This window comes from Odoribacter sp. N15.MGS-14, from assembly GCF_000980245.1.
GTDB lineage: Bacteria > Bacteroidota > Bacteroidia > Bacteroidales > Marinifilaceae > Odoribacter > Odoribacter splanchnicus.
The window spans coordinates 1-19,680 of the sequence record NZ_LARE01000031.1; the positions used below are offsets into that span (position 1 = coordinate 1).

At 41.0% G+C, this 19,680-nt stretch carries 20 protein-coding genes; 5 read left to right on the plus strand and 15 right to left on the minus strand.

What is annotated here, in order from left to right:
- Window positions 1-757 precede the first annotated feature (757 nt).
- The 7 genes from WS34_RS08240 to WS34_RS08270 form a co-directional block, all read right to left on the minus strand.
- Window positions 758-1,207, minus strand: coding sequence for an ATP synthase subunit C-like protein (locus tag WS34_RS08240; protein ID WP_161945899.1), 450 nt, complete (start codon window positions 1,205-1,207; stop codon window positions 758-760).
- A 73-nt stretch (window positions 1,208-1,280) separates the two neighbouring features.
- Window positions 1,281-3,167, minus strand: a complete 1,887-nt coding sequence (locus WS34_RS08245; RefSeq protein WP_229032351.1) for a V-type ATP synthase subunit I — start codon at window positions 3,165-3,167, stop codon at window positions 1,281-1,283.
- A gap of 8 nt (window positions 3,168-3,175) precedes the next feature.
- Entirely contained in the window at window positions 3,176-3,775 is a 600-nt protein-coding gene (locus tag WS34_RS08250) for a V-type ATP synthase subunit D (RefSeq protein ID WP_013612139.1), read from the minus strand.
- Window positions 3,776-3,811: 36 nt separating this feature from the next.
- The gene (locus tag WS34_RS08255; RefSeq protein WP_013612140.1) at window positions 3,812-5,131 is read right to left on the minus strand and encodes a V-type ATP synthase subunit B; all 1,320 of its coding nucleotides are present in this window, start codon (window positions 5,129-5,131) and stop codon (window positions 3,812-3,814) included.
- Window positions 5,132-5,227: 96 nt separating this feature from the next.
- Window positions 5,228-6,985, minus strand: coding sequence for a V-type ATP synthase subunit A (locus WS34_RS08260; protein ID WP_046404252.1), 1,758 nt, complete (start codon window positions 6,983-6,985; stop codon window positions 5,228-5,230).
- Window positions 6,986-7,063: 78 nt separating this feature from the next.
- Window positions 7,064-7,879 (minus strand): DUF2764 family protein, encoded by an 816-nt coding sequence (locus WS34_RS08265; protein ID WP_046404254.1) that lies wholly within the window; start codon window positions 7,877-7,879, stop codon window positions 7,064-7,066.
- A 17-nt stretch (window positions 7,880-7,896) separates the two neighbouring features.
- Window positions 7,897-8,502 carry an ATP synthase subunit E gene (locus WS34_RS08270; protein ID WP_013612143.1) on the minus strand — a complete coding sequence of 202 codons (606 nt, stop codon included), beginning with the start codon at window positions 8,500-8,502 and terminating at the stop codon, window positions 7,897-7,899.
- Window positions 8,503-8,795: 293 nt separating this feature from the next.
- Between WS34_RS08270 and WS34_RS15525 the strand changes: the two genes are divergently transcribed.
- The 3 genes from WS34_RS15525 to WS34_RS08280 all read left to right on the plus strand — a co-directional run bounded on the left by WS34_RS15525 (window position 8,796) and on the right by WS34_RS08280 (window position 11,377).
- Window positions 8,796-9,287: a LysR family transcriptional regulator gene (locus WS34_RS15525; RefSeq protein WP_286693686.1), complete on the plus strand. Its 492-nt coding sequence runs from the start codon at window positions 8,796-8,798 to the stop codon at window positions 9,285-9,287.
- Window positions 9,262-9,681: a LysR substrate-binding domain-containing protein gene (locus WS34_RS15530; protein ID WP_286693687.1), complete on the plus strand. Its 420-nt coding sequence runs from the start codon at window positions 9,262-9,264 to the stop codon at window positions 9,679-9,681. The genes WS34_RS15525 and WS34_RS15530 overlap by 26 nt, the downstream gene beginning before the upstream one ends.
- 121 nt (window positions 9,682-9,802) lie before the next feature.
- Entirely contained in the window at window positions 9,803-11,377 is a 1,575-nt protein-coding gene (locus WS34_RS08280; RefSeq protein WP_046404255.1) for a TIR domain-containing protein, read from the plus strand.
- Between the two features lie 91 nt (window positions 11,378-11,468).
- On the opposite strand, the gene WS34_RS08285 is transcribed toward WS34_RS08280, so the two are convergent.
- The 4 genes from WS34_RS08285 to WS34_RS08300 all read right to left on the minus strand — a co-directional run bounded on the left by WS34_RS08285 (window position 11,469) and on the right by WS34_RS08300 (window position 14,175).
- Entirely contained in the window at window positions 11,469-12,086 is a 618-nt protein-coding gene (locus WS34_RS08285) for an outer membrane beta-barrel protein (RefSeq protein ID WP_013612145.1), read from the minus strand.
- A gap of 58 nt (window positions 12,087-12,144) precedes the next feature.
- Window positions 12,145-12,810: a DUF4136 domain-containing protein gene (locus WS34_RS08290; RefSeq protein ID WP_022160604.1), complete on the minus strand. Its 666-nt coding sequence runs from the start codon at window positions 12,808-12,810 to the stop codon at window positions 12,145-12,147.
- A 272-nt stretch (window positions 12,811-13,082) separates the two neighbouring features.
- The gene (locus WS34_RS08295; RefSeq protein ID WP_046403917.1) at window positions 13,083-13,475 is read right to left on the minus strand and encodes an ExbD/TolR family protein; all 393 of its coding nucleotides are present in this window, start codon (window positions 13,473-13,475) and stop codon (window positions 13,083-13,085) included.
- 10 nt (window positions 13,476-13,485) lie between these two features.
- A complete protein-coding gene (locus WS34_RS08300; RefSeq protein WP_041556653.1) occupies window positions 13,486-14,175 on the minus strand; it encodes a MotA/TolQ/ExbB proton channel family protein in 690 nt (229 codons plus the stop codon).
- A 152-nt stretch (window positions 14,176-14,327) separates the two neighbouring features.
- Here WS34_RS08300 and WS34_RS08305 point away from each other — a divergent pair, with 152 nt between their 5' ends.
- Together WS34_RS08305 and WS34_RS08310 are read left to right on the plus strand one after the other, a co-directional pair.
- Window positions 14,328-14,870, plus strand: coding sequence for a DUF3332 domain-containing protein (locus WS34_RS08305; protein ID WP_022160607.1), 543 nt, complete (start codon window positions 14,328-14,330; stop codon window positions 14,868-14,870).
- A gap of 204 nt (window positions 14,871-15,074) precedes the next feature.
- Window positions 15,075-16,124, plus strand: coding sequence for a YeiH family protein (locus WS34_RS08310; protein ID WP_013612150.1), 1,050 nt, complete (start codon window positions 15,075-15,077; stop codon window positions 16,122-16,124).
- Between the two features lie 96 nt (window positions 16,125-16,220).
- Here the strand turns inward: WS34_RS08310 and WS34_RS08315 are convergent, their stop codons facing one another.
- The 4 genes from WS34_RS08315 to rlmB form a co-directional block, all read right to left on the minus strand.
- The gene (locus WS34_RS08315; protein WP_013612151.1) at window positions 16,221-16,733 is read right to left on the minus strand and encodes an IbrB-like domain-containing protein; all 513 of its coding nucleotides are present in this window, start codon (window positions 16,731-16,733) and stop codon (window positions 16,221-16,223) included.
- Window positions 16,705-18,054 (minus strand): DUF3440 domain-containing protein, encoded by a 1,350-nt coding sequence (locus WS34_RS08320; RefSeq protein WP_046403916.1) that lies wholly within the window; start codon window positions 18,052-18,054, stop codon window positions 16,705-16,707. The genes WS34_RS08315 and WS34_RS08320 overlap by 29 nt, the downstream gene beginning before the upstream one ends.
- Complete coding sequence (locus WS34_RS08325; RefSeq protein WP_013612153.1) at window positions 18,006-18,410, minus strand: hypothetical protein; 405 nt, start codon at window positions 18,408-18,410, stop codon at window positions 18,006-18,008. The genes WS34_RS08320 and WS34_RS08325 overlap by 49 nt, the downstream gene beginning before the upstream one ends.
- A gap of 454 nt (window positions 18,411-18,864) precedes the next feature.
- Entirely contained in the window at window positions 18,865-19,608 is a 744-nt protein-coding gene (gene rlmB / locus WS34_RS08330; RefSeq protein WP_013612154.1) for a 23S rRNA (guanosine(2251)-2'-O)-methyltransferase RlmB, read from the minus strand.
- Window positions 19,609-19,680 lie beyond the last annotated feature (72 nt).

Consider the following 19,680-nt stretch of genomic DNA (forward strand, 5'->3'; position numbering starts at 1 on the left):
CAGGCTTCATCCGCAAAAGATGAAAAACACATCAGTCAAAATGTTTCAGAACGTCCGCTTCGTTTCGGAAAGCGGCTGCAAAGGTAAGGACTTTTTCATCAACTCCAAACTTTTCAAAAGAAATTTTTGAAGTTTTTTTTCAGAACCCGACCAAGGCAATATCCTGAAGAACTCTGCACAACATAAAAACCTGTAAGCCAACACATCATACCCTCTCACCTCCTCCGTTTGTTCAATACATCGGTTCCTGATTGCGGCTGCAAAGATAGAAACATTAATATCCCATTTCCAAATTTTTTACGAACTTTTTTTCAAAAAAAATGAATATTTTACATAAAAGCCTAACAATCAACACTTATAAAATAAGGAGCAGAAATTCAAACTCTACCTCAAGTTTTACTTTTAAACCTCAAATACACCATCGAACGAACCGAAACAGTTCATACTATCCAAAGTGAAACGTTTTTAAGTTCCCCCAAATGCAGAGTAAATCTCAGGACCGCATTAATTCAACTTACAATCAATGATTTACATATTCTACTCTATCATAAAATCTCCTATCAGAGCAATCTTTAGAACCGATGAAGAATTTGAAAACCGAAATAGCAAATTCTTTCAGAAGTTTAAAGGAGCGTTTCGTATTATTGAAACGAAAAAACAATCCCCTTCGAAAAATACCCCCCTAAACTTCTTTTCAGAACTTTAAGATGCACTTTTCGAAGGGGACAACCTTCGAATTCTAAAACTATATTTATACTTAGATCATCGTACTGATCATGAAAGTTGCAGCAACAGCAACAATAGCATACAACTCAGGGAATACGGCCAAAATCAGAGTTTTACCGAACACATCGTATCCTGAACCGATACCGATGATACCATTAGCACATACCTGGCCCTGACGGATGGCAGAAAACAGACATACCAATCCAAGTCCTAAGCCGGCACCAAAAACAGCAGCAGCCTGTAACCAGGTAATACCGGCTACCAATACATTCTTCAGCAAGAAAAAGCCCAGGAATCCATAAAGTCCCTGTGTACCAGGAAGTGCACACAATACCATATAGTTACCAAAAGCTTCGTCATTCTTCTTCAGTGCACCGATCGTAGCATTACCACCGATAGTTACGCCATAAGCACTACCAATTCCGGACAGTCCTAACATCAATCCAACCCCAATATAAGCTAAAATAATCTCATTCATGATTTCTATTTTTTTAATTGTTTGTTAATTATAATTTTTCAATTCTTTTTTGGATATAAATCTATAATAGCAGGTTTCAATTACTTCTTTTCTTATAAGGCTGGTATTTCTTACCGCCTCCTTCAAAACCTGCATTCTTATAAAACTCAACAAAAGTCAGACGCATCGGGTGTACAAAGGAACCCAATCCAGCCATAAACAAGTTCACACTATGTCCGAACAACAGGATGATCAACATGACCAACTGTTTTACTCCCGGCACATCCGGACTCATATTCATTGCCAGATCATTGAACACCAATCCCAATACCGCGCTCGAAATACCCAAGGCAAACAAACGGATATAAGAAAGTGTATCTCCTAAAAGGCCGGTGACCATATTATAAGAATCCCATAAACCGGCACCGATATTAATGAATACATTCCGACGAACATTATTGAATACAAAGATCAGTAATCCTGCTACAGCACCGACAACATACATCGGGACATCCATTGCATATCCCTTGGTCGACAACCAATAACAGATTCCTTCTCCCAGAATCAACACGAGCCATCCGATTGTCGAGAGAGCTGCTGCAAAACCATGTTGTTTCCACTGGTTAGCCACTTTTAGGAACATACCGAAGATAATTTGTACGGCTCCGACGATCAAAGCCAGGTTGAACAGCTGTTGTGAATCCAACATATAAGCTTTCATCTTCTCCATCCAGGGAACCTGTACATCCAGCAATTGGATACCGAAGAAAGTACCTCCGACAATTCCCATGATCACTGTAGAAATACCCAGCCATTGTGCTAACGACAGAATCGGTTTAATTGCCGGCTTCGCCTTAAACTTATAAATGGTGATACCCAACAACAGCAGCAATCCATATCCGGCATCTCCCAGACAAAAACCGAAAAACAGCACAAAAAACGGTGCAAAAAACGGTGTCAAGTCGATTTCCCGATAATTAGGCAGCGAATACAGCTCGCCGATAAATTCAAACAAACGAGCAAACTTATTATTCTTCAGCAGAATAGGAGGATTATCCTGCTCTGTCGGAATCTCGAGTTCATAAGCAACTCCTTTATCTGCCAGCCAGTGGTCCGTATCGGCTGCAATAGCTTCCGGCACCCAACCTTCCAGAGCAATCACCTTATCTTCAAGTAAAGTCATTGCAGCATCCTTCACTTTTAAAGTATCCGTATCTTCACAAATCCGTACTTTCAAATCCTTCAGGTATTCCACCGAAAAAGCCGCGATCTTCTTCAAGTTTTCGGCAACCGTTTCTTTTTCGGTTTTCAACCCGGCGACCTGTTGCCGGATTTGTTCCGCACTCATCTGAGGAAAAGACACGACATCGGCTTCGGGATATTCTTCTACCTCCCGGGGCAGGACAGTAACAAAATACTTTTGTCCCTTATCCTGGTTTATAACAAACGCATTGTATTTGTCTTCCCATTCAGGTAAATATTTCCGGTCGGGAACGGTGAAAAACCGCAGATCCCAACCTGCCCTTTGGAGTCCGCCGATCTGTTCGTCGGGCAAATCTCCCCAAGGTTCATAGATCATACCTTCTTTTTCCAGCGAAGCAATCTGTTGATCGATATGTTCCATTCGTTTGAACTGGTTTTCCAGAAAAGTCAGCAAATCCAATTCGGTTACTTCTGACTCTTCTTTCAACCGATCTCCCGCATAAAACACTTGTTGATAAAAAAACAACTTTTCTTTCGGTTCCATCGCCTGTGACCAACGTTCCAATAATTCCGTAAAAGTCTCCTTAGTTTCAGGAATCCGTTTGGACAGCTGTTTGATCATTTCTCCGATCCGCTTAATGACGGCAAACTTGTGTTTCAGTTCTTCGTCTTCGGCCGATCGTTTTTTATTTTCATGGATATGAACCACTCCCTTTTCCCGAAGTTCCCCGAGAAATGCCTGATAATCCCGATAGAATATCAGCAGGGATAATTTTCTCATTGGTACTATCATGCTTCGTCCTCCATCGCTTTACGGGTTTTCACAATCTTTTGTGCCGACTTGGAAAGGTTCTCCTCATCTTCCAGGAATCGCTTAATCTTTCGGATTGCTTCCTGAAATCCGGGGATCTGTACTTTCTCATACAGATTCACCTTTTGTGTCGTTTTCTTACGGGCACGATCCAGTAATTCCATCTTCCGCATATAAAACTCCCGTTCGAGAGCGATATTTACTACTTCTTTCACGTGCTGAATCCCGTCAAGGAACCATCCCGGTGCATTAAACAGACTGAAGTCTTTTATTTCATACTCCACCTGGTCCAACACCGGCGTACGTACTCCTGCAATTTTCTTCACCGACATATTGACATCTTTCACGGTAAGAATATCCGGAGTATATTCATCATAAAGTTGAAGCATATCACTGATGCCATTGAGTGTGTCGTCTAATTTTCCGTCAAACTCATCCGCAACTTCTTTTGCTTTCTTTACTTCTGAACGCAAGGCAGATTCCTTATTTTTGATGGTAGGCAAAGCTCTTACCCTCATCTTGAGTTGTTTGTCAAGACTCTGCAGGGAAGTTTTATTGTATTGAAATTTTATTGCCATACCGACTGATTTATTTTAATTATCGTAAACCGCAAATTAATCCATATTTCCGAATTCGTCCACGATCTCTTTCTTGATTCCCAGTTCCGAACGGGTAAAATATTTCCGGAACAGTGCCCAGGCTGTGTCCAACATCTGGGTAATGCCGATATTCACGTCGATAGCCAATAATTCATTCGAATAATCCCGGGCGAAATCGAGCGTACGTTTATCGTAATCGGTCAAATCGAAACCATTTTCCAATTTTGTCCGTGCATTGGCAGCATCGGCATACAGACGGATAGCGGCGTTCATTACCTGAGGATGGTCCTTCCGGGTTTTCTTACCGATCACTAACTGTTTCAGACGGGACAAGCTTCGGAACGGATCGACAATCACCTTACCGATCTCCGTATCTTTCCGCAAGAACAACTGACCTTCTGTGATATATCCGGTATTATCCGGGATAGCATGTGTAATATCACCGCCCGACAAGGTCGTCACGGCAATGATGGTAATCGATCCCCCCTGCGGGAACTGTACGGCCTTTTCATAGATTTTAGCCAAATCCGAATACAATGAACCGGGCATAGAATCTTTCGAAGGAATCTGGTCCATACGGTTCGACACAATACTCAACGCATCGGCATATAAGGTCATATCGGTCAGCAATACCAACACTTTTTCGTTCTTGTCCACGGCAAAATATTCTGCCGCGGTCAAGGCCATATCCGGCACCAGTAACCGTTCGACAGGAGGAGCTTCGGTCGTATTGACAAAACTGACGATACGATCGAGTACACCGGCATTGTCGAACAAATTTTTGAAATACAGATAGTCATCGTTGGTCAATCCCATTCCTCCCAGGATAATCCGGTCGGTTTGTGCACGCAAAGCCACATTCGCCATCACCTGATTATAAGGTTGATCCGGGTCGGCAAAAAACGGAATCTTCTGTCCCGACACCAACGTATTATTCAGGTCGATACCTGCAATACCGGTAGCGATCAATTCCGAAGGTTGTTTACGGCGTACCGGATTCACAGACGGTCCCCCGATTTCACGTTCTTCGCCATCTACAGCAGGCCCGCCATCGATCGGATCTCCGAATGCATTGAAGAAACGTCCGCACAGATCCTCTCCTACCTTCAGTGTAGGAGCTTTTCCCAGAAAAGTCACCTCAGCATTGGTCGGAATACCCTCGGTGCCGGAAAATACCTGCAACGTGATGTCTTCCCCCCAAATCTTCACAACCTGAGCCAAACGGCCATTCACAATCGCCAGTTCGTCATTTCCGACCCCCTGAGCTTTCAGTGAACAGGTAGCTTTGGTAATCTGGGTAATTTTGGTATATACCTTTTGAAAAGCAGTGTTCATACCTTAATTTATTTTGGATTTTTGAATTACGATTTACGATTGCAACGCATATTCAGCTCTGTTTCCCCTGGCGTCCTATCGTAACTCATAAATTACTTATTTTTTTCTTTCATTAATAATATCTTTCACTTCCGCTTCGAATTTCTTGAAATGGCCGGACTGAAATTCGGAATAGTTCATCTGTTTAAAAGCATTGATGATCCGTTTGAAGTAAGGATTTACTTCTTCGAAAGAATCGAAGTCAAAATCCGAACGTACAACATCCAAAACCATATTCAGCATATATTGCTGACGCTCCATCGAGGTCGATCCGTCAATATTATCGAAAGCATCCTGTTGCAGGATCACGAAGTCGATCAATTCCGATTTCCAGAATATCAGGTGATAATCCAATGGAACACCATCATCTCCCAAAATATCGATTTGCTCAGCTGTTTCCCGGCCTCTGACCAGCATATTACGGGCTTCATTCACATCTTCTATCCACCGGTCCGAAATATTTTTCCGGGCATATTCGACAAATTCGGGGTATTCCAGATATTTCGAATAAGATTCCAGGGTATCGATCGCCGGATAACGTTTGGAGTCAGCACGAGCCTGTGACAATGCGTAGAAACAACGGGCCACTTTCTTGGTCGATTCGGTTACCGGTTCTTTCAGGTTACCACCGGCAGGCGATACCGTACCGATAAACGTGACAGAACCTGTACTACCGTTATTCAGATATACCATCCCGGCCCGGGCATAGAAGTTGGAGATAATCGCAGACAAGTCCATCGGGAAAGCATCCTGCCCGGGAAGTTCCTCCATACGGTTCGACATCTCACGCAAAGCTTGCGCCCAACGAGAAGTAGAATCGGCCAATAACAGCACTTTCATTCCCATTGCCCGGTAATACTCCCCGATCGTCATCGCCGTGTACACAGATGCTTCACGAGCAGCAACGGGCATATTCGACGTATTGGCAATAATGGTAGTACGTTCATAGAGGGAACGTCCTGACCGCGGGTCCTGCAATTCCGGGAATTCGGTAAATATTTCCACCACCTCATTGGCACGTTCACCGCAGGCAGCCATGATAATCACATCTGCATCCGCAAAACGGGCCAAAGCATGCTGCAACACCGTCTTTCCCGTACCGAACGGTCCCGGAATAAATCCGGTTCCCCCTTCCAGCATCGGGTTCATGGTATCGATGACCCGAACACCCGTTTCCATCTGCCGGAAAGGACGTGGTTTATCCACATAATTCCGGATAGCTACTTTTACCGGCCATTTCTGCACCATCGTGACATTGATTTCTTTCCCGGTACGATCTTTCAATACGGCAATCGTATCCAAAATCGTGTATTCCCCTGCCGGGACTACGGAAACCACCGTATATTCTCCCTCCAGCTTAAAAGGAACCATAATCTTATGATCCAGCCAGTTTTCCTTCACATTTCCGAGCCAATCGGCAGCTTTCACCTTATCCCCGGCTTTGGCCAGCGGCGTAAAGCTCCATTTTTTATCGTCCTCCAAAGGATTTGTATATTCTCCTCTTTTCAAAAAAACACCTGTCATTTTATCCAGGTCATTCTGTAAGCCATCGAAGTTTTTCGACAACAGACCAGGTCCGAGACTCACTTCCAACATGTGATTCTGAAATTCAACAGGCATTCCGGGTTTCAAACCACGGGTGCTCTCAAATACCTGCACATAAGCAAGATCTCCCACCACCTTTATCACTTCGGCCATCAAACGTTCCCCGTTTTCCTCTATGAAACAAATCTCATTCTGGGAAACAGGCCCTTCGACTTTAACGAGTACAAGGTTAGAAATAATGCTATGGACTTTTCCTTGTGTTTTTGCCATAAACCTTATTTATTTTTGATTTTTGAATTACAAGAATCGACGATTTCTCTATATCCTTTGTAATTCATTCATCGTAAATTATTTAAATTGTTCTTCAAACTGAAAACTTTTCCGGAAACGGTCGACCATTTCCATAAACACCTTCCGCCCGGACTCTGAACTCATCTTGCTCCACCGTTCGACGATCATCAGACGAAGCATATAACTGATGACTCTTTCCAAAGAAAAATAATCAAAAGTCACCGCTTCATCCAAGAAATGCCAAATAATCAAATCGAGTCCCCGTTCGCGTTCTACTAAATTATCGTTATCCATCAAAGCAATCACTTTTTCGACATAAGGATAATCCAGGGTCAAACCGAAATCTTTCGCATTGGATGTCCGCAAAGCTACTGCAAACTCATTACTCCCGATCACCTCTTTTGCCACTTCCATCCCATATTTCCGGGCATTCAAAGCAGTGACCAGATTTTTCAGATTCATGGAAAACTCTGCATATCTCCTCACCAGTTGGTTGTCGGCTTTCATCATATAATCATAATACATCCAGCTCAACACATTCTCGGGCGAAACATCATAACGCAAATGCTCTTCCTTAAAATCAGTAATGAATTCCCTCAGGTAAGCCGGAATCGTTTTATCCGGTTCCTGTATTTCATCTTCCAGCAATTTCACCGGATAAACAGTAGACAACGCCCCATCGGGTTCTTGTTTCCTCAACAAACGCAACACCTGGGCATTATCATTAGGTAAAAAGAATAAATCGATCAACCGTTCATCCCTACCACTGATATAATCTTTCAATTGTTCCCGAAATTCGGCCACTGTCAAAGACAATTTCCGATCATCCCAGGCAATTTCCGGCAAGCCTGCTATAAAAGCAATATAATCCATGTAAATTAAATCGTAAATTATTTATAGAGCAAGCTCTTGGTAAAGCTTCTCATATACTGATTGAAGAAAGTCTCGAACAACTTCTCGGAAAAAGCAACCTGATATCCTCCGTCCTTCGGTTGTATGACGAAAGCATCCGTATGATCTCCTACTTTTATTTCAAGGCCTTTATCCAACAATTCTTTGTATTTGGTCGCCACAAACTGTTGGAATTTTTCTTTCTCTTCCTCAGACAAAATCAATTCCAGGTTCAGGTTTCCGGAAGCTACGTCCCATTTTTTCAGAATAGCGACAATCATTTCCTGCACGAATGCTTCGTCTTTAAAACCTGCCTTAGCGATATTTCCTGCCACTTCACCGGATATCAGGGAAGTGATCGACTGTTTCAAAGCAGTAATCGCCTGACGTGCGCTCAAAGTCATCTCTGATTCAGCCTTTTTTTTCATATTTTCGACTTCGGTTGCTGCTCCGGCTTTTATTCCCTTTGCCTGTTCCTCAGCCTCTGCAATCAATTTTGCTGCTTTTTCCTTTGCTTGAGCGATTATTTTTTCAGCTTCCTGATTCGCCTTATCGACCCCCTCTTCATACAGCTTTTTAGTTAAGACATCTAATTTGTTTTCCATATATCTCATTTTTAGTTTCGGACATTCTTTCTAAGTACAAGTATTTCACCGACTTAACAATCATTTTATCAATAACACAAGCCTTATGCCAATTTTCAAATTTGATGGCTCCAAATTAATGTTTTTACATTTAATAACAAACAAATCATTCGAATTAAAACGATTTAAATTAACGATTACCACTTTTCTCCCTATTTTACTCTAAATTTTAAATTAATTTTTACGTCGTTCCGGATTCCTTTGTTTTAAAGAATTAATTTCTATTATTTTGCTTTCTATTAATTTTTATTCCTATGCTCGATCACAAATACAAAGTTTTTTATCATCTGGCTCAAACTCCCAACACCACAAAAGTAGCTGAAGAGTTATTACTATCCCAGCCAGCAATTTCTAAAAATATAAAAGAATTGGAAAAAGAACTGGGTATTACCCTCTTCAACCGGATAAAAGGTCGGATGCAACTCACCGAAGCCGGACAGTATCTGTACTCGGAAATTGAAATTTTAGTTCGGAAGGAACGGGAAATAAATTTCAGAATCGATAAAATGAAACATACTTTTACAGGCACACTTCACATTGGAGCCAGTACCACTTTATCCCAATATGTCCTTCCGGAGACGTTGGTCCGATTCAAAAATGCCTCACCGCAAATGGCTATTTCTTTGATGAGCGGAAATACGGCACAGATCGAACAGGAAATTGTAACAGGTAATCTTCATGTCGCTTTTATAGAGGGTACCCCGACACAACCGGACCTCCATGTATATACCTTTTCTCCGGGATGAGATTGTATTGGTCACCGGAGCAGAAACAAAAATCCCTGAACACATTTCTCCGGAACAATTCCCCCAACTCCCATTCGTTTTGCGTGAACAGGGTTCCGGTACCTACCACGTCATCCGCAATCAGCTCGCACAGGCCGGAATAGCCATAAACACACTAAATTGTCAGCTCGTTTTAGGTAGTACGGAAGGAATCAAACATTATTTACTTCATTCAAACTGTTTTGCTCTGCTTTCGATTTATAGTATCCGCGAAGAAGTGGCCGCCGGGAAATTAAAAATCATCGATATCGACGAACTGAATATCAACCGGATGTTTTATATCATTCACCGGCAAGGTGAACCCGATCCCTATGCCAAACAATTCATCGAATTCTCTCTCCGGCAAAAATTTTAGTAAACATACCCCAGGAATAAAACAAAGCGTACCGATGTAGATATAATTAATTTTGACGGAAATAATTTTATTTGCATTTTTGAATAGAAATTCTGATGTGGTAAATCTTTAAGATCGGATCATGAAATACGATATTTTTATCAGTTACAGACGTAAAGGGGGATACGAAACAGCGAAACACCTCTATGATTTATTTTCTAAAGACGGCTATCGGGTGAGCTTCGATTTGGATACCCTTCGGAACGGAGATTTCGATCAGGCACTTCTGAAACGTATCGACCAATGTTCCGATTTCATTTTAATACTGAGCAAAGGGGCTTTCGCCAGAACACTCGATCCGGCCTTTAATCCACGACAAGACTGGTTACGAATAGAGTTAGCTTACGCTTTGAAAAAACAGAAAAATATCATCCCCATCCTGCTCGAAGGGTTCGAGGGTTTTCCAGAAAATCTTCCGGCAGATATCAAAGATGTAGCAAAGAAAAACGGACCTCAATATAATCAATATTACTTCGACGAATTTTACAAAAAACTAAAAACCGACTTTTTAGAGACCCGTAAATCCCGCTTCTTTTCTTTAAAAACAATTTTGATCCTATCAGCTCTTATTTTATGTGCCGGAGGGATTTGGTGGTACCTGCAAGAGGTTTCCGGGAAACAGTGTATCCTCTCAAAAAATAACACGATAAATAAATCGGATACCCTTAAAACCGAATCACCGGATAGCCCCGCAACTCCTTTGACTTCGGGAAAAGAGAAAAAAGATCCAGCCACCCCGGAGCAAAACACAAAAAAATCGCAGGATGTACAGCCGGTTACAAGTGTAAAATTACCGGATTGGATGTTCGCCCCGACACAAAAATTCATCGGAATCGCTCCTGCAAGCCTGCCTGCCCGGGGAGCAAAAGAATTTGCTGTAGCAACCGCCGCTTATCAATGGGTGATAGCACAAGGCAAACCCATCTCGGGACGTGATACCACAATAGAGTCTGCGGATGTTAAAAAATCACATTTTCATCTTTTTACCCCTCAAATCGCTTTTGAATATAAGATAGAGCATGAAACGCAATTAAGCAGTGGGGAAAGAGTATTCGAAATTGTTTTTTTTAATTCAAAAAGGAACCCGAATACATTGCAAGTGTTTTCAAGTATAATTGATGAGAAAAATAATTTTGAACAGACAATAAAAATAAATTACACCGGTTTTGAACAGATAAAAACTTATGAATTCAATATCGTCGACGAAGATGGCAATAAACTTGCCCATTCTTATCTCAATAATACCGAATTGAAGTCTCCCCAGACAACGGTCTACACAAACGCCGGTAACTTTTTAGTCCCCTCCCGTTCTTCACAACAGGGACATATTGTAAACCTAAAGCTCGAAGATTATCATTCGTTAAGCAAAGCCTGGGAATACGGTATATTTTCATATCTCTTTCTTTCTCCTACAGGAATAATACCTTGTCAGATAAAATCTATCAGCCGCAGCGATGGAAGTAATATTACAGTCGCAGCTTATAACGATGATTATAGTTTACCTTCCAGTATGAGTTGTAAAGGAGTCAAAAATAATGTACTGGCCATTTCATACGAACATAATGAACAAAAGGTAGCAGAGTTTATAAAAGAAGACTCGATAAAAAAAGCAATTGCTAATGATTTGAAGGAAATAGAAAATTTAGATATAAAATAAATCCGGCACTAACAGGAAAGAAAAAACAGAGACTCTTCAAAGCCGGTAGTCCGACTTTGAAGATCATCTCTGTCACAGGGTTATTTGAGTTTTAGTCCATCCCCATCAAGATCACACCGAAGTTAAAGCTGAAAGTCTGGATTTCAGGTACTCTTCCGTGAGCAGCTTTGGTACCGTAATTATACCGGGCTCCCACATTGAAAGCAAACTGGTCGTTAATCGGGATATACATCCCTACCTCCGGAGCCAATGCAAACTGCCAGCGGGAGATCGTAGAAGCAAACTGTCCTACTTCCAGTCGTCTCTCGGTCCAGCTGGTACCGATACCCAAGCCGACAAAAGGTCTGACAGCCGTCGTATTATCTGTAAAATAATAACGGCCGATAGCTAACATAGGCACCGTATTGATATAACGATACTGATTCCCGGTAATCGTATATACATTACTATTTCCATTGAATCTGAAATTTCCGGGAGTGTGTTTTTTATCTTTGTAAAAGACATCCCAGCCAATAGCTGCACCGATAGAGAATTGATCTCCTAAAAACTGGTGATATTCGATATCGAATCCGCGGAAACTAGCTTTATCCGTAAAATCTTTTACCTGGTTCATCGGCAGACTAATCTGATAGTTGAGATTAAGCATCTGAGCTTTCAGGAAAGGGCTCAGGCCGAAAAGGCATATGGCAATTATTAATAGTTTTTTCATAATTCATGTATTTTTATAAATCGATATATTTCTGTTATAGATAGCGGTCCCTCCGTTATCATTTGTTCGGAGTCGTGGCTTTCTTCAAATAAGGCGACTGGATAAAGCACTGATCGATTTGTGATTCTACACGATTCAGAACGAAAGAATTGGATCCCTGAAGCAAACCGTCTGCGATACCCGTCCAAACAACATTTACTTTATCGTCATTCCGTTTAGCCGTAGAAACCATTTCCACCACCACAGAACCTGTTCTGTAAGAGTAAACACTAACCGGATACCAAGGATAGTAAGGATTGAAAGGACCACCCCACCAGCCACCCCAGTACCAATTCCAGTTGTTGTACCAGTTGTCGACGAAATAAGCATAGTTGACATTAGAAAAAGCAGATACGGTCACGATAAAGCTGGGTAAATCTTCGGCAGGAGTAGTTGCTGTAGGATCAGCTACTTTTTCGTATCCCATAGCTACGAAATTATCGGTCACAGCTTTGATGACAGCATCATCAAATTCATGTGAAGGTTTGCTGGCACTATTGTCATTCGCAAAATAAACGACCGTGTCAGGAATCGAAAAGGTGGTGAAAGCACTGAAATCAGCACCTTTGTCGTAGTTTGTAATGGCAACATCATAGTCTTCAATGTTATCTGCGCCTTCCGGGTAACATGAAACTACCAGCTGCGCAAACAAACCGGTGAGCAATAAAATTAATAAACGTTTCATACTTAGTTTGTTTTTAGTTTAACAAATGTTCTCTATCAATTACCGCGTGGTATTGGTAACAATAATTTTCATTATTGTACCGGGTTATACGTTGGCTTTTTAAAATAGTTTTAGGATTTAAAAAATTGGAAGAGAAAAGCCCCATTTTGTTAAAAAGGGATACAAAAAGAGCTTAAAACGGCTATAATCCGGCAGTTTCAAGCTTTATCATCTATTTAAAAGTCCGAATCGGAACTTACTATTTCAAAAGGATAAGATTTTTTAGGAAATATTTATTCCGGTTCGGTAGCCAGAATAGACTTGTAGCCATAAGTTTTAGCAATATTCATCACTCTGACTACTTGTTCGATAGGAACCGATTTTTCGGCTTCAATAGAAATACAAGGATCGTCGCTATTTTTCAATAGCTCGACAATCTTCCCTTCTAGCCGGGAAAAAGGAGTGACTTTCGTATTGAGATAAAAATTCAGGTTCTTATCGATAGAGACCACCACAGTCGGACGATTGGAGGTTTGATGTGTGCTTTTGGGCAGTAATAATTTTAAAGCATTGGGATTAATCAAGGTGGAAGTGACCATAAAAAAGATCAGCAATAAAAATACAATGTCGGTCATGGACGACATATTGAAATTAGGATTTGCTTTTCTGGATCTTTTAATTGCCATAGATATCGCTTTATTTATTCTCCTTCTCGTTTTTCACCTCATAAATGACCTCCATAAAATCAGCACTGGCCGTCTCCATTTTAGTGACAATATGATCGATTTTGGCTGTAAGGGCATTGTAGGCAAAATAAGCTATAATGCCGACGATTAAACCGGCGACTGTAGTAATCATCGCCGTATAGATACCTCTGGACAACAGGGTAATATTGATATTGTTTCCAGCCATAGCCATATCGTAAAAGGCTTGTACCATACCGACGACAGTCCCCAGAAACCCGATCATCGGTGCCATTCCGGCACAGGTTGCCAGAGTGGATAATCCTTTTTCCATTCCGGCTACTTCAAGATTTGCGGCACTTTCCACAATAGCTCTCAATTCAGTAACCGGCAGACGATAATGAAGAAGCCCCTTAACCAACATACGCGACATCGGCGTATTTTCCTCATTACATACCGTTACCGCTCCACGAATATTGCCGGCAAAAATACAATCCCTGATTTTATCCGGGAAAGTATCGCTGATTCGTGTATACTTACGGAGTAACATATATCTTTCACAAAAAATATAAACCGCAATAATAGACAGGATGAAAATCGGTATCATCAACCATCCTCCCTTGACGATCATACTCCACAAACTCAATTCAGGCTCAGCAGCCTGCGGGACAGCCGTCGCTGCCAGTATTATCAAATTATTCATCGTTTCAGATTTTTCGACGCGAAGATAATGGTTTTGGACTAAAAAATGGAAAATAGATGCAATTTTAATGAATCTTATTATCTTTGTCCTATCATTTAAACAATGAGGGATGTGGTGTCCCCCGAGCATGATTTTTAATAAAATAAAAAGCTATGAAAAAATTTGTAACAAGAGCAATCATTATTGCTTTAATCGGTTCTACAGGAATTCTATCGGGTTGTTATGGACCTTTCCGTCTGACCACAAAATTACATCAGTGGAACGGTAATGTTTCTAACAAGAAATTCGTCAATGAATTGGTATTCTTGGGATTATGTATCTTACCTGCTTATGAATTGTGTACTTTGGGGGATGTATTGATTTTCAACTCTATTGAATTCTGGGGTGGCCAGAACCCGATCACCATGAAAGACGGTCAGATCGACGAGTCTGAATTCATGCACGAAGGCAAAATGTACAAAGTGATCAAATCAAAAAATAATATGACAGTTGCTTTGAAAGATACCGATGTGAAAGTGGATTTCCGATATTTCCCGGAAGAAAGTACCTGGTACCAGATGAACGGAAACGAAAAAGTTCAGGTAGTGAAATTGAAAGGTAAAAAAGTATATACCTATCTTCCGAACGACAAAGTACTGGTATTCGATGAAAATTCCGTGAATACAGTCGAATCAGAAGTCATGGCAGCTCGTTAAGAAGCTCTGAAATAATTTATAAAAATGGCCTCCTTGCAGGCCATTTTTTTATGCCCGCCATTTTATCGGTCTAACACCACTTCATTTATCCTGTGCCGGTATTTTATAATAAATAGTTATACCTTATAACTATTTCGATTCTGTCAGATCCGGAAATAATTCGTTCTTTTGCAGCAAATAAAATCGATAATTTAATTTAGAGTAATGAAATTAAGTGAAAAGAGAGGCAATATGCTTCATGGAATTTTGTTAATAGCCTTGTTTTCCTGTGCAGCCTTTTACATCAGCGATTTGTCTTTTGTAAAAAGTCTATCTTTCAGTCCTTTGATTGTAGGTATCATTTTAGGTATGCTGTATGCCAACAGTCTGCGGAATCGTTTACCGGAAACCTGGGTACCCGGTATCCTGTTCTGTTCGAAGCAAATTCTGCGATTAGGTATCATATTGTATGGTTTCAAATTGACTTTCCAGGACGTGATGGCAGTCGGCTTACCCGCCATCCTGATCGATATCATCGTCGTAACGGTGACCATTTGTGGCGGTGTACTGATCGGGAAATGGATGAAAATGGAAAAAGAGATTACTTTACTCACTTCGGTCGGTAGTGCTATCTGCGGAGCCGCTGCTATCTTAGGAGCCGAATCGACCATTAAAAGCAAACCTTACCAAACCGCTGTCGCCATTTCAACCGTGGTAATTTTCGGTACGATTTCCATGTTTTTGTATCCGGTACTTTACCGGAATGGGATTGTCGACCTGACACCGGATCAGATGGGGATCTATACCGGTTCGACTCTACACGAAGTGGCGCACGTCGTAGGTGCAGGAAATGCCATGGGTAAAGAGATTTCCGATGTCGGCATTATCGTTAAGATGATCCGTGTTATTATGCTGGTACCTGCTTTATTAGTGATCGGCTATTTCGTTGCCAGAGCCAGTGTACAAAAAATAAATCAGCACCAACCGGCCGAAGGCGGAAAATCGAAAATAACGATTCCCTGGTTTGCCTTAGGTTTTTTAGCAGTCATCGGTTTCAATTCATTCGATCTGCTACCTCAACCGGCAATCAGCTTTATCAACGATTTCGACACATTTCTATTGACCATGGCCATGACTGCCCTCGGTGCCGAAACCAGTATCGAAAAATTTAAAAAAGCAGGTGTCAAACCATTCCTATTAGCCTCTTTTTTATACATTTGGTTATTGGCAGGCGGCTATTTGCTGGTTCGTTATATCACCCCCTATTTCGTGTAAAAGGTAATCACTCCTCGCCTGTGAACCGGTACTACATAAAAATACCCGATTTTACGAAATGGTAAAGTCGGGTATTTGTTTTATACATCCTTATTTTTACAATTCATCGGAAATACTGAAATCTTTATTTGCAAACAGTTCAGCCAAGCCGGACACCTGTTTCAAACGCAATAGTTCATCTTTATCCATACCGATATTCTTCAATATCCATTGATCCGACATACCGGCTTTAGTTAATTCGGCAACAATATGGCTCATCAACTCTACATTATGAGTTCCTCGGGCCCGGTTATGCCGGATCGTAGATACCATCCGGTTCGAGATATCTTTTTCAATGACGGCGACGGGCAACAATCCTTTCTCCCGTTCATATATCCGGGCAGATTTTTTTAAAACCAGGTAACGGTGATAACCGTCGACCAGTTCATACTGGTCTTTATCGGGAAGATAATAACATACACAGGGCATAGTATAGCCATCCTCCCAAATGGATAATTCCAATAGTTTCATTTCAGGAGGTGCGACAACATTGGGATTATAATTATTGGCGACCACCTTTTCTACAGGTACTGCGATGATCTTATATACCGGGCTTTGATACTCTTTCATTACAAAATAACTTATAATATTTCTTCATGATTTGCTCACGCCTTTCCTGCTCTACTTTCGAGGCAGAAAAACCCATGTATTTACAAATATGGTCATTCTTTAAAATACAAAGACAGAATCTTTTATACGTCGGCAATTCTTTAAATTCGGATAGCTCGATATCATCCAGATATTCCATTCGTACAGGCCTTTTGTTCGTCCTGTAATTGCTTTTTTCTCCTACTGTAATCGGCACCCCGGCACGCCGTAATTTCTCGATCGTAGACTCGGCCAGACACCCTCCTTTTTCTCTCCAGAATTTTATACTGACCTTCAATTTGCTCAAGTAATTCTGTCGTATATTTTCAGGAAGTGTACCCAATAAAAATTGCATATAGCTGGCCCAGGTATACCCTTCCGGCAAAGTAATTTTTTGTCGGTATCCGACTGCCGTAGTGGTACTGTAAATCGCAGTAAAATTGATTCCATTCACCCGATTGATCATACGTCCCCACATATCAGGATCAATAGCCCGGTATAGATTCAGGCTTTCCCGGGCTTCCGATATGAATGGACTGGCTACCCTTTGCTTTTCCAAAGGCACTCCTGCCTGATAATAAAGATCGTAAAGATGGTTATAAGCCCAATTAAATTTTCCATTGGCAATCCATATATCCCTCGTCAACCAATCGTATATCGGATAAGCATTGTAAACACCGGTATCCAACCTTCTCACCCATTTCAATCCTTTGAAACGATAAGCGTCTCTCCCATTCAGGACACGCCAGCGATTCAGACTTTCCTGGGTTCGGATTCCCACCAGGCAACAAGTCCGTTTGGCTTTTTTGTACCGATGTAACCAACGGGCAAAACTACGCTGAAAATCATAGTCCCACATCCGTCTGGAAAAAAAAGGAAAATCCTTACGTGTATAAGCCCCCTCAGGTATGGATCTCACCCAACAATCTTTCTTTTCTTCATCCCAGGGACGCCAAAACTTTTGAAACATGGAAGTACAGGTCGATACCTTGAAAGGTACACATACCCGATATACTTCGAAAATATCGCTATTCGACGCCAAAACTTCATCTACATAACGAATCGTTTCTCCGTATTGTATTTCATAATCTAAATGAAAAACACCGATTTTACGCCCCGGACAATGTTTCCGGATATAATCGGTACATAATTGTAATAATACACCACTATCCTTACCACCTGAGAAAGACACATATATATTATCGAAATGTCCGAATATTTTTTCTAATCGTATTTGTGCCTGTTCATATACATTCAGAGGGTTTCTTGTTGTCGGTGTTCCATTTTTGCATATAATTTCCATGGCCTGATTATAGAAAAGCCATTCGCTGCAAACACAGATAAATGGCGAGAGTGAGTAACAGATTGCAATTTATATTGTCCGGCATAATGACGAATGACCTCCCGCAATAAAGCTGCCAATAGGTCCGGATCGTCTTTATCGATGTAATAATTATTGATTACAGCATATTTGTCTTTTATTTCTACCGGCATAAAACCAACAACACGCTCTTCCTCGATAGCTATAAACCAAATATGATGCATAGAGGTTTTAAATGGATAATTATTATTTTCCCGGAGAATACAAGGTTTCATAACCAAAGGTGCAACAAGACGATATAAACGCTCCGTCGTACCTCCTAATTTTTCTATTTCCATAAATTAAAATTTATCGTTACGATAAATAACACCACTAAAACTCCAGCTCTATCACCATGATTACGCTTTACAAGATTCGATATTAATTTTTCAGGATCAATACCGAGTAAAATTTATATTAAACCAGCAAAACCGATTTTTCACAAAATTATAAAATAGCAGTACAATTTCAAAAAAAATGAGAAGTACTATTGATAAAATTTGAATTGTAGTGTATAGAGGAAGTAATGATCCGATAGGATTTCAAGGAGTACTCGTCCTGTTGGTGACAATCTTTTTATACCGATTTGCTTATATAGCCGGGAAAATAATCATTTCAACAACATATACTATTCCCAAAACAATGAAAGAAGCATTCCAAACCACAAAATAATCCTTTTTTAATTACAGAAATCACAGAGGCAGGGTTGAATTTCCTTCCTTTTGCAATCTCTGTAACTACAAAAAATATTTTCTATCCTCTCTGACGTACCACTTCAAAAAGCAACACTGCTGCTGCAGCGGAAACATTCAGGGATTCGATCTGACCTTTTTGTGGGATTTTAATACAATCGGTCGCAATATTGATCAACTCCTCATCGATCCCCTTATCTTCCGATCCCATAATAATTGCTGTAGGCAAAGTCAGGTCTGCACCAGTATAAAACTTTTCTGCTTTCTCGGTAGCAGCATATACCCGAATGCCCCGTTGGAATTTCAATTCGCGGACCACTCTCTTTAAATTCAATACCCGGCACACCGGCACATGATATAAAGCACCGGCAGAGGTCTTCAAAGCATCTGAAGAAATTTTAGCCGAATTTTTATTGGGAATGATCACCACATCCACTCCGGCACATTCTGCACTCCGGACAATCGCTCCGAAATTACGGACATCGGTTACCCGGTCCAGGATCAATACAAAAGGTACCCGTCCCGCCGCTTCGACGCCATCCAACACTTCTGTCAGATCCTGATAGGGAACAGGTGATATTTCAGCCAGTACCCCCTGATGATTCCGATCGGCGAAAGGCTTAAAAACATCTTCCGGCACATACTGGAAAGGAATATTCCGTTCCCGGATCAAACTGAACAACTGCTGAAACAACTCGCCTCGTACGCCCTGTTTCAACATCACCTTATCTATCTCCTTTTCCTGCTGAATCGCTTCAATCACAGCCCGGATCCCGAATATACATTCCTGTTTATATTTTGCCATATCCCGCCTTTTATTTTATATTTTTAATAACCTTCTTCTCTCCCTCTATATTCATAACCTTTAGCTTTTAGC

Coding starts and splice junctions, on each gene's coding strand:
- WS34_RS08310 (WP_013612150.1), top strand. CDS start 15,075: ATGAAATTAAGTGAAAAGAGAGGCAATATGCTTCATGGAATTTTGTTA.
- WS34_RS08305 (WP_022160607.1), top strand. CDS start 14,328: ATGAAAAAATTTGTAACAAGAGCAATCATTATTGCTTTAATCGGTTCT.
- WS34_RS08250 (WP_013612139.1), bottom strand. CDS start 3,775: ATGGCAATAAAATTTCAATACAATAAAACTTCCCTGCAGAGTCTTGAC.
- rlmB (WP_013612154.1), bottom strand. CDS start 19,608: ATGGCAAAATATAAACAGGAATGTATATTCGGGATCCGGGCTGTGATT.
- WS34_RS08300 (WP_041556653.1), bottom strand. CDS start 14,175: ATGAATAATTTGATAATACTGGCAGCGACGGCTGTCCCGCAGGCTGCT.
- WS34_RS15530 (WP_286693687.1), top strand. CDS start 9,262: ATGTATATACCTTTTCTCCGGGATGAGATTGTATTGGTCACCGGAGCA.
- WS34_RS08290 (WP_022160604.1), bottom strand. CDS start 12,810: ATGAAACGTTTATTAATTTTATTGCTCACCGGTTTGTTTGCGCAGCTG.
- WS34_RS08265 (WP_046404254.1), bottom strand. CDS start 7,879: ATGGATTATATTGCTTTTATAGCAGGCTTGCCGGAAATTGCCTGGGAT.
- WS34_RS08320 (WP_046403916.1), bottom strand. CDS start 18,054: ATGGAAATTATATGCAAAAATGGAACACCGACAACAAGAAACCCTCTG.
- WS34_RS08280 (WP_046404255.1), top strand. CDS start 9,803: ATGAAATACGATATTTTTATCAGTTACAGACGTAAAGGGGGATACGAA.
- WS34_RS08325 (WP_013612153.1), bottom strand. CDS start 18,410: ATGGAAATAGAAAAATTAGGAGGTACGACGGAGCGTTTATATCGTCTT.
- WS34_RS08245 (WP_229032351.1), bottom strand. CDS start 3,167: ATGAGAAAATTATCCCTGCTGATATTCTATCGGGATTATCAGGCATTT.
- WS34_RS15525 (WP_286693686.1), top strand. CDS start 8,796: ATGCTCGATCACAAATACAAAGTTTTTTATCATCTGGCTCAAACTCCC.
- WS34_RS08315 (WP_013612151.1), bottom strand. CDS start 16,733: ATGAAAGAGTATCAAAGCCCGGTATATAAGATCATCGCAGTACCTGTA.
- WS34_RS08260 (WP_046404252.1), bottom strand. CDS start 6,985: ATGGCAAAAACACAAGGAAAAGTCCATAGCATTATTTCTAACCTTGTA.
- WS34_RS08255 (WP_013612140.1), bottom strand. CDS start 5,131: ATGAACACTGCTTTTCAAAAGGTATATACCAAAATTACCCAGATTACC.
- WS34_RS08285 (WP_013612145.1), bottom strand. CDS start 12,086: ATGAAAAAACTATTAATAATTGCCATATGCCTTTTCGGCCTGAGCCCT.
- WS34_RS08270 (WP_013612143.1), bottom strand. CDS start 8,502: ATGGAAAACAAATTAGATGTCTTAACTAAAAAGCTGTATGAAGAGGGG.
- WS34_RS08295 (WP_046403917.1), bottom strand. CDS start 13,475: ATGGCAATTAAAAGATCCAGAAAAGCAAATCCTAATTTCAATATGTCG.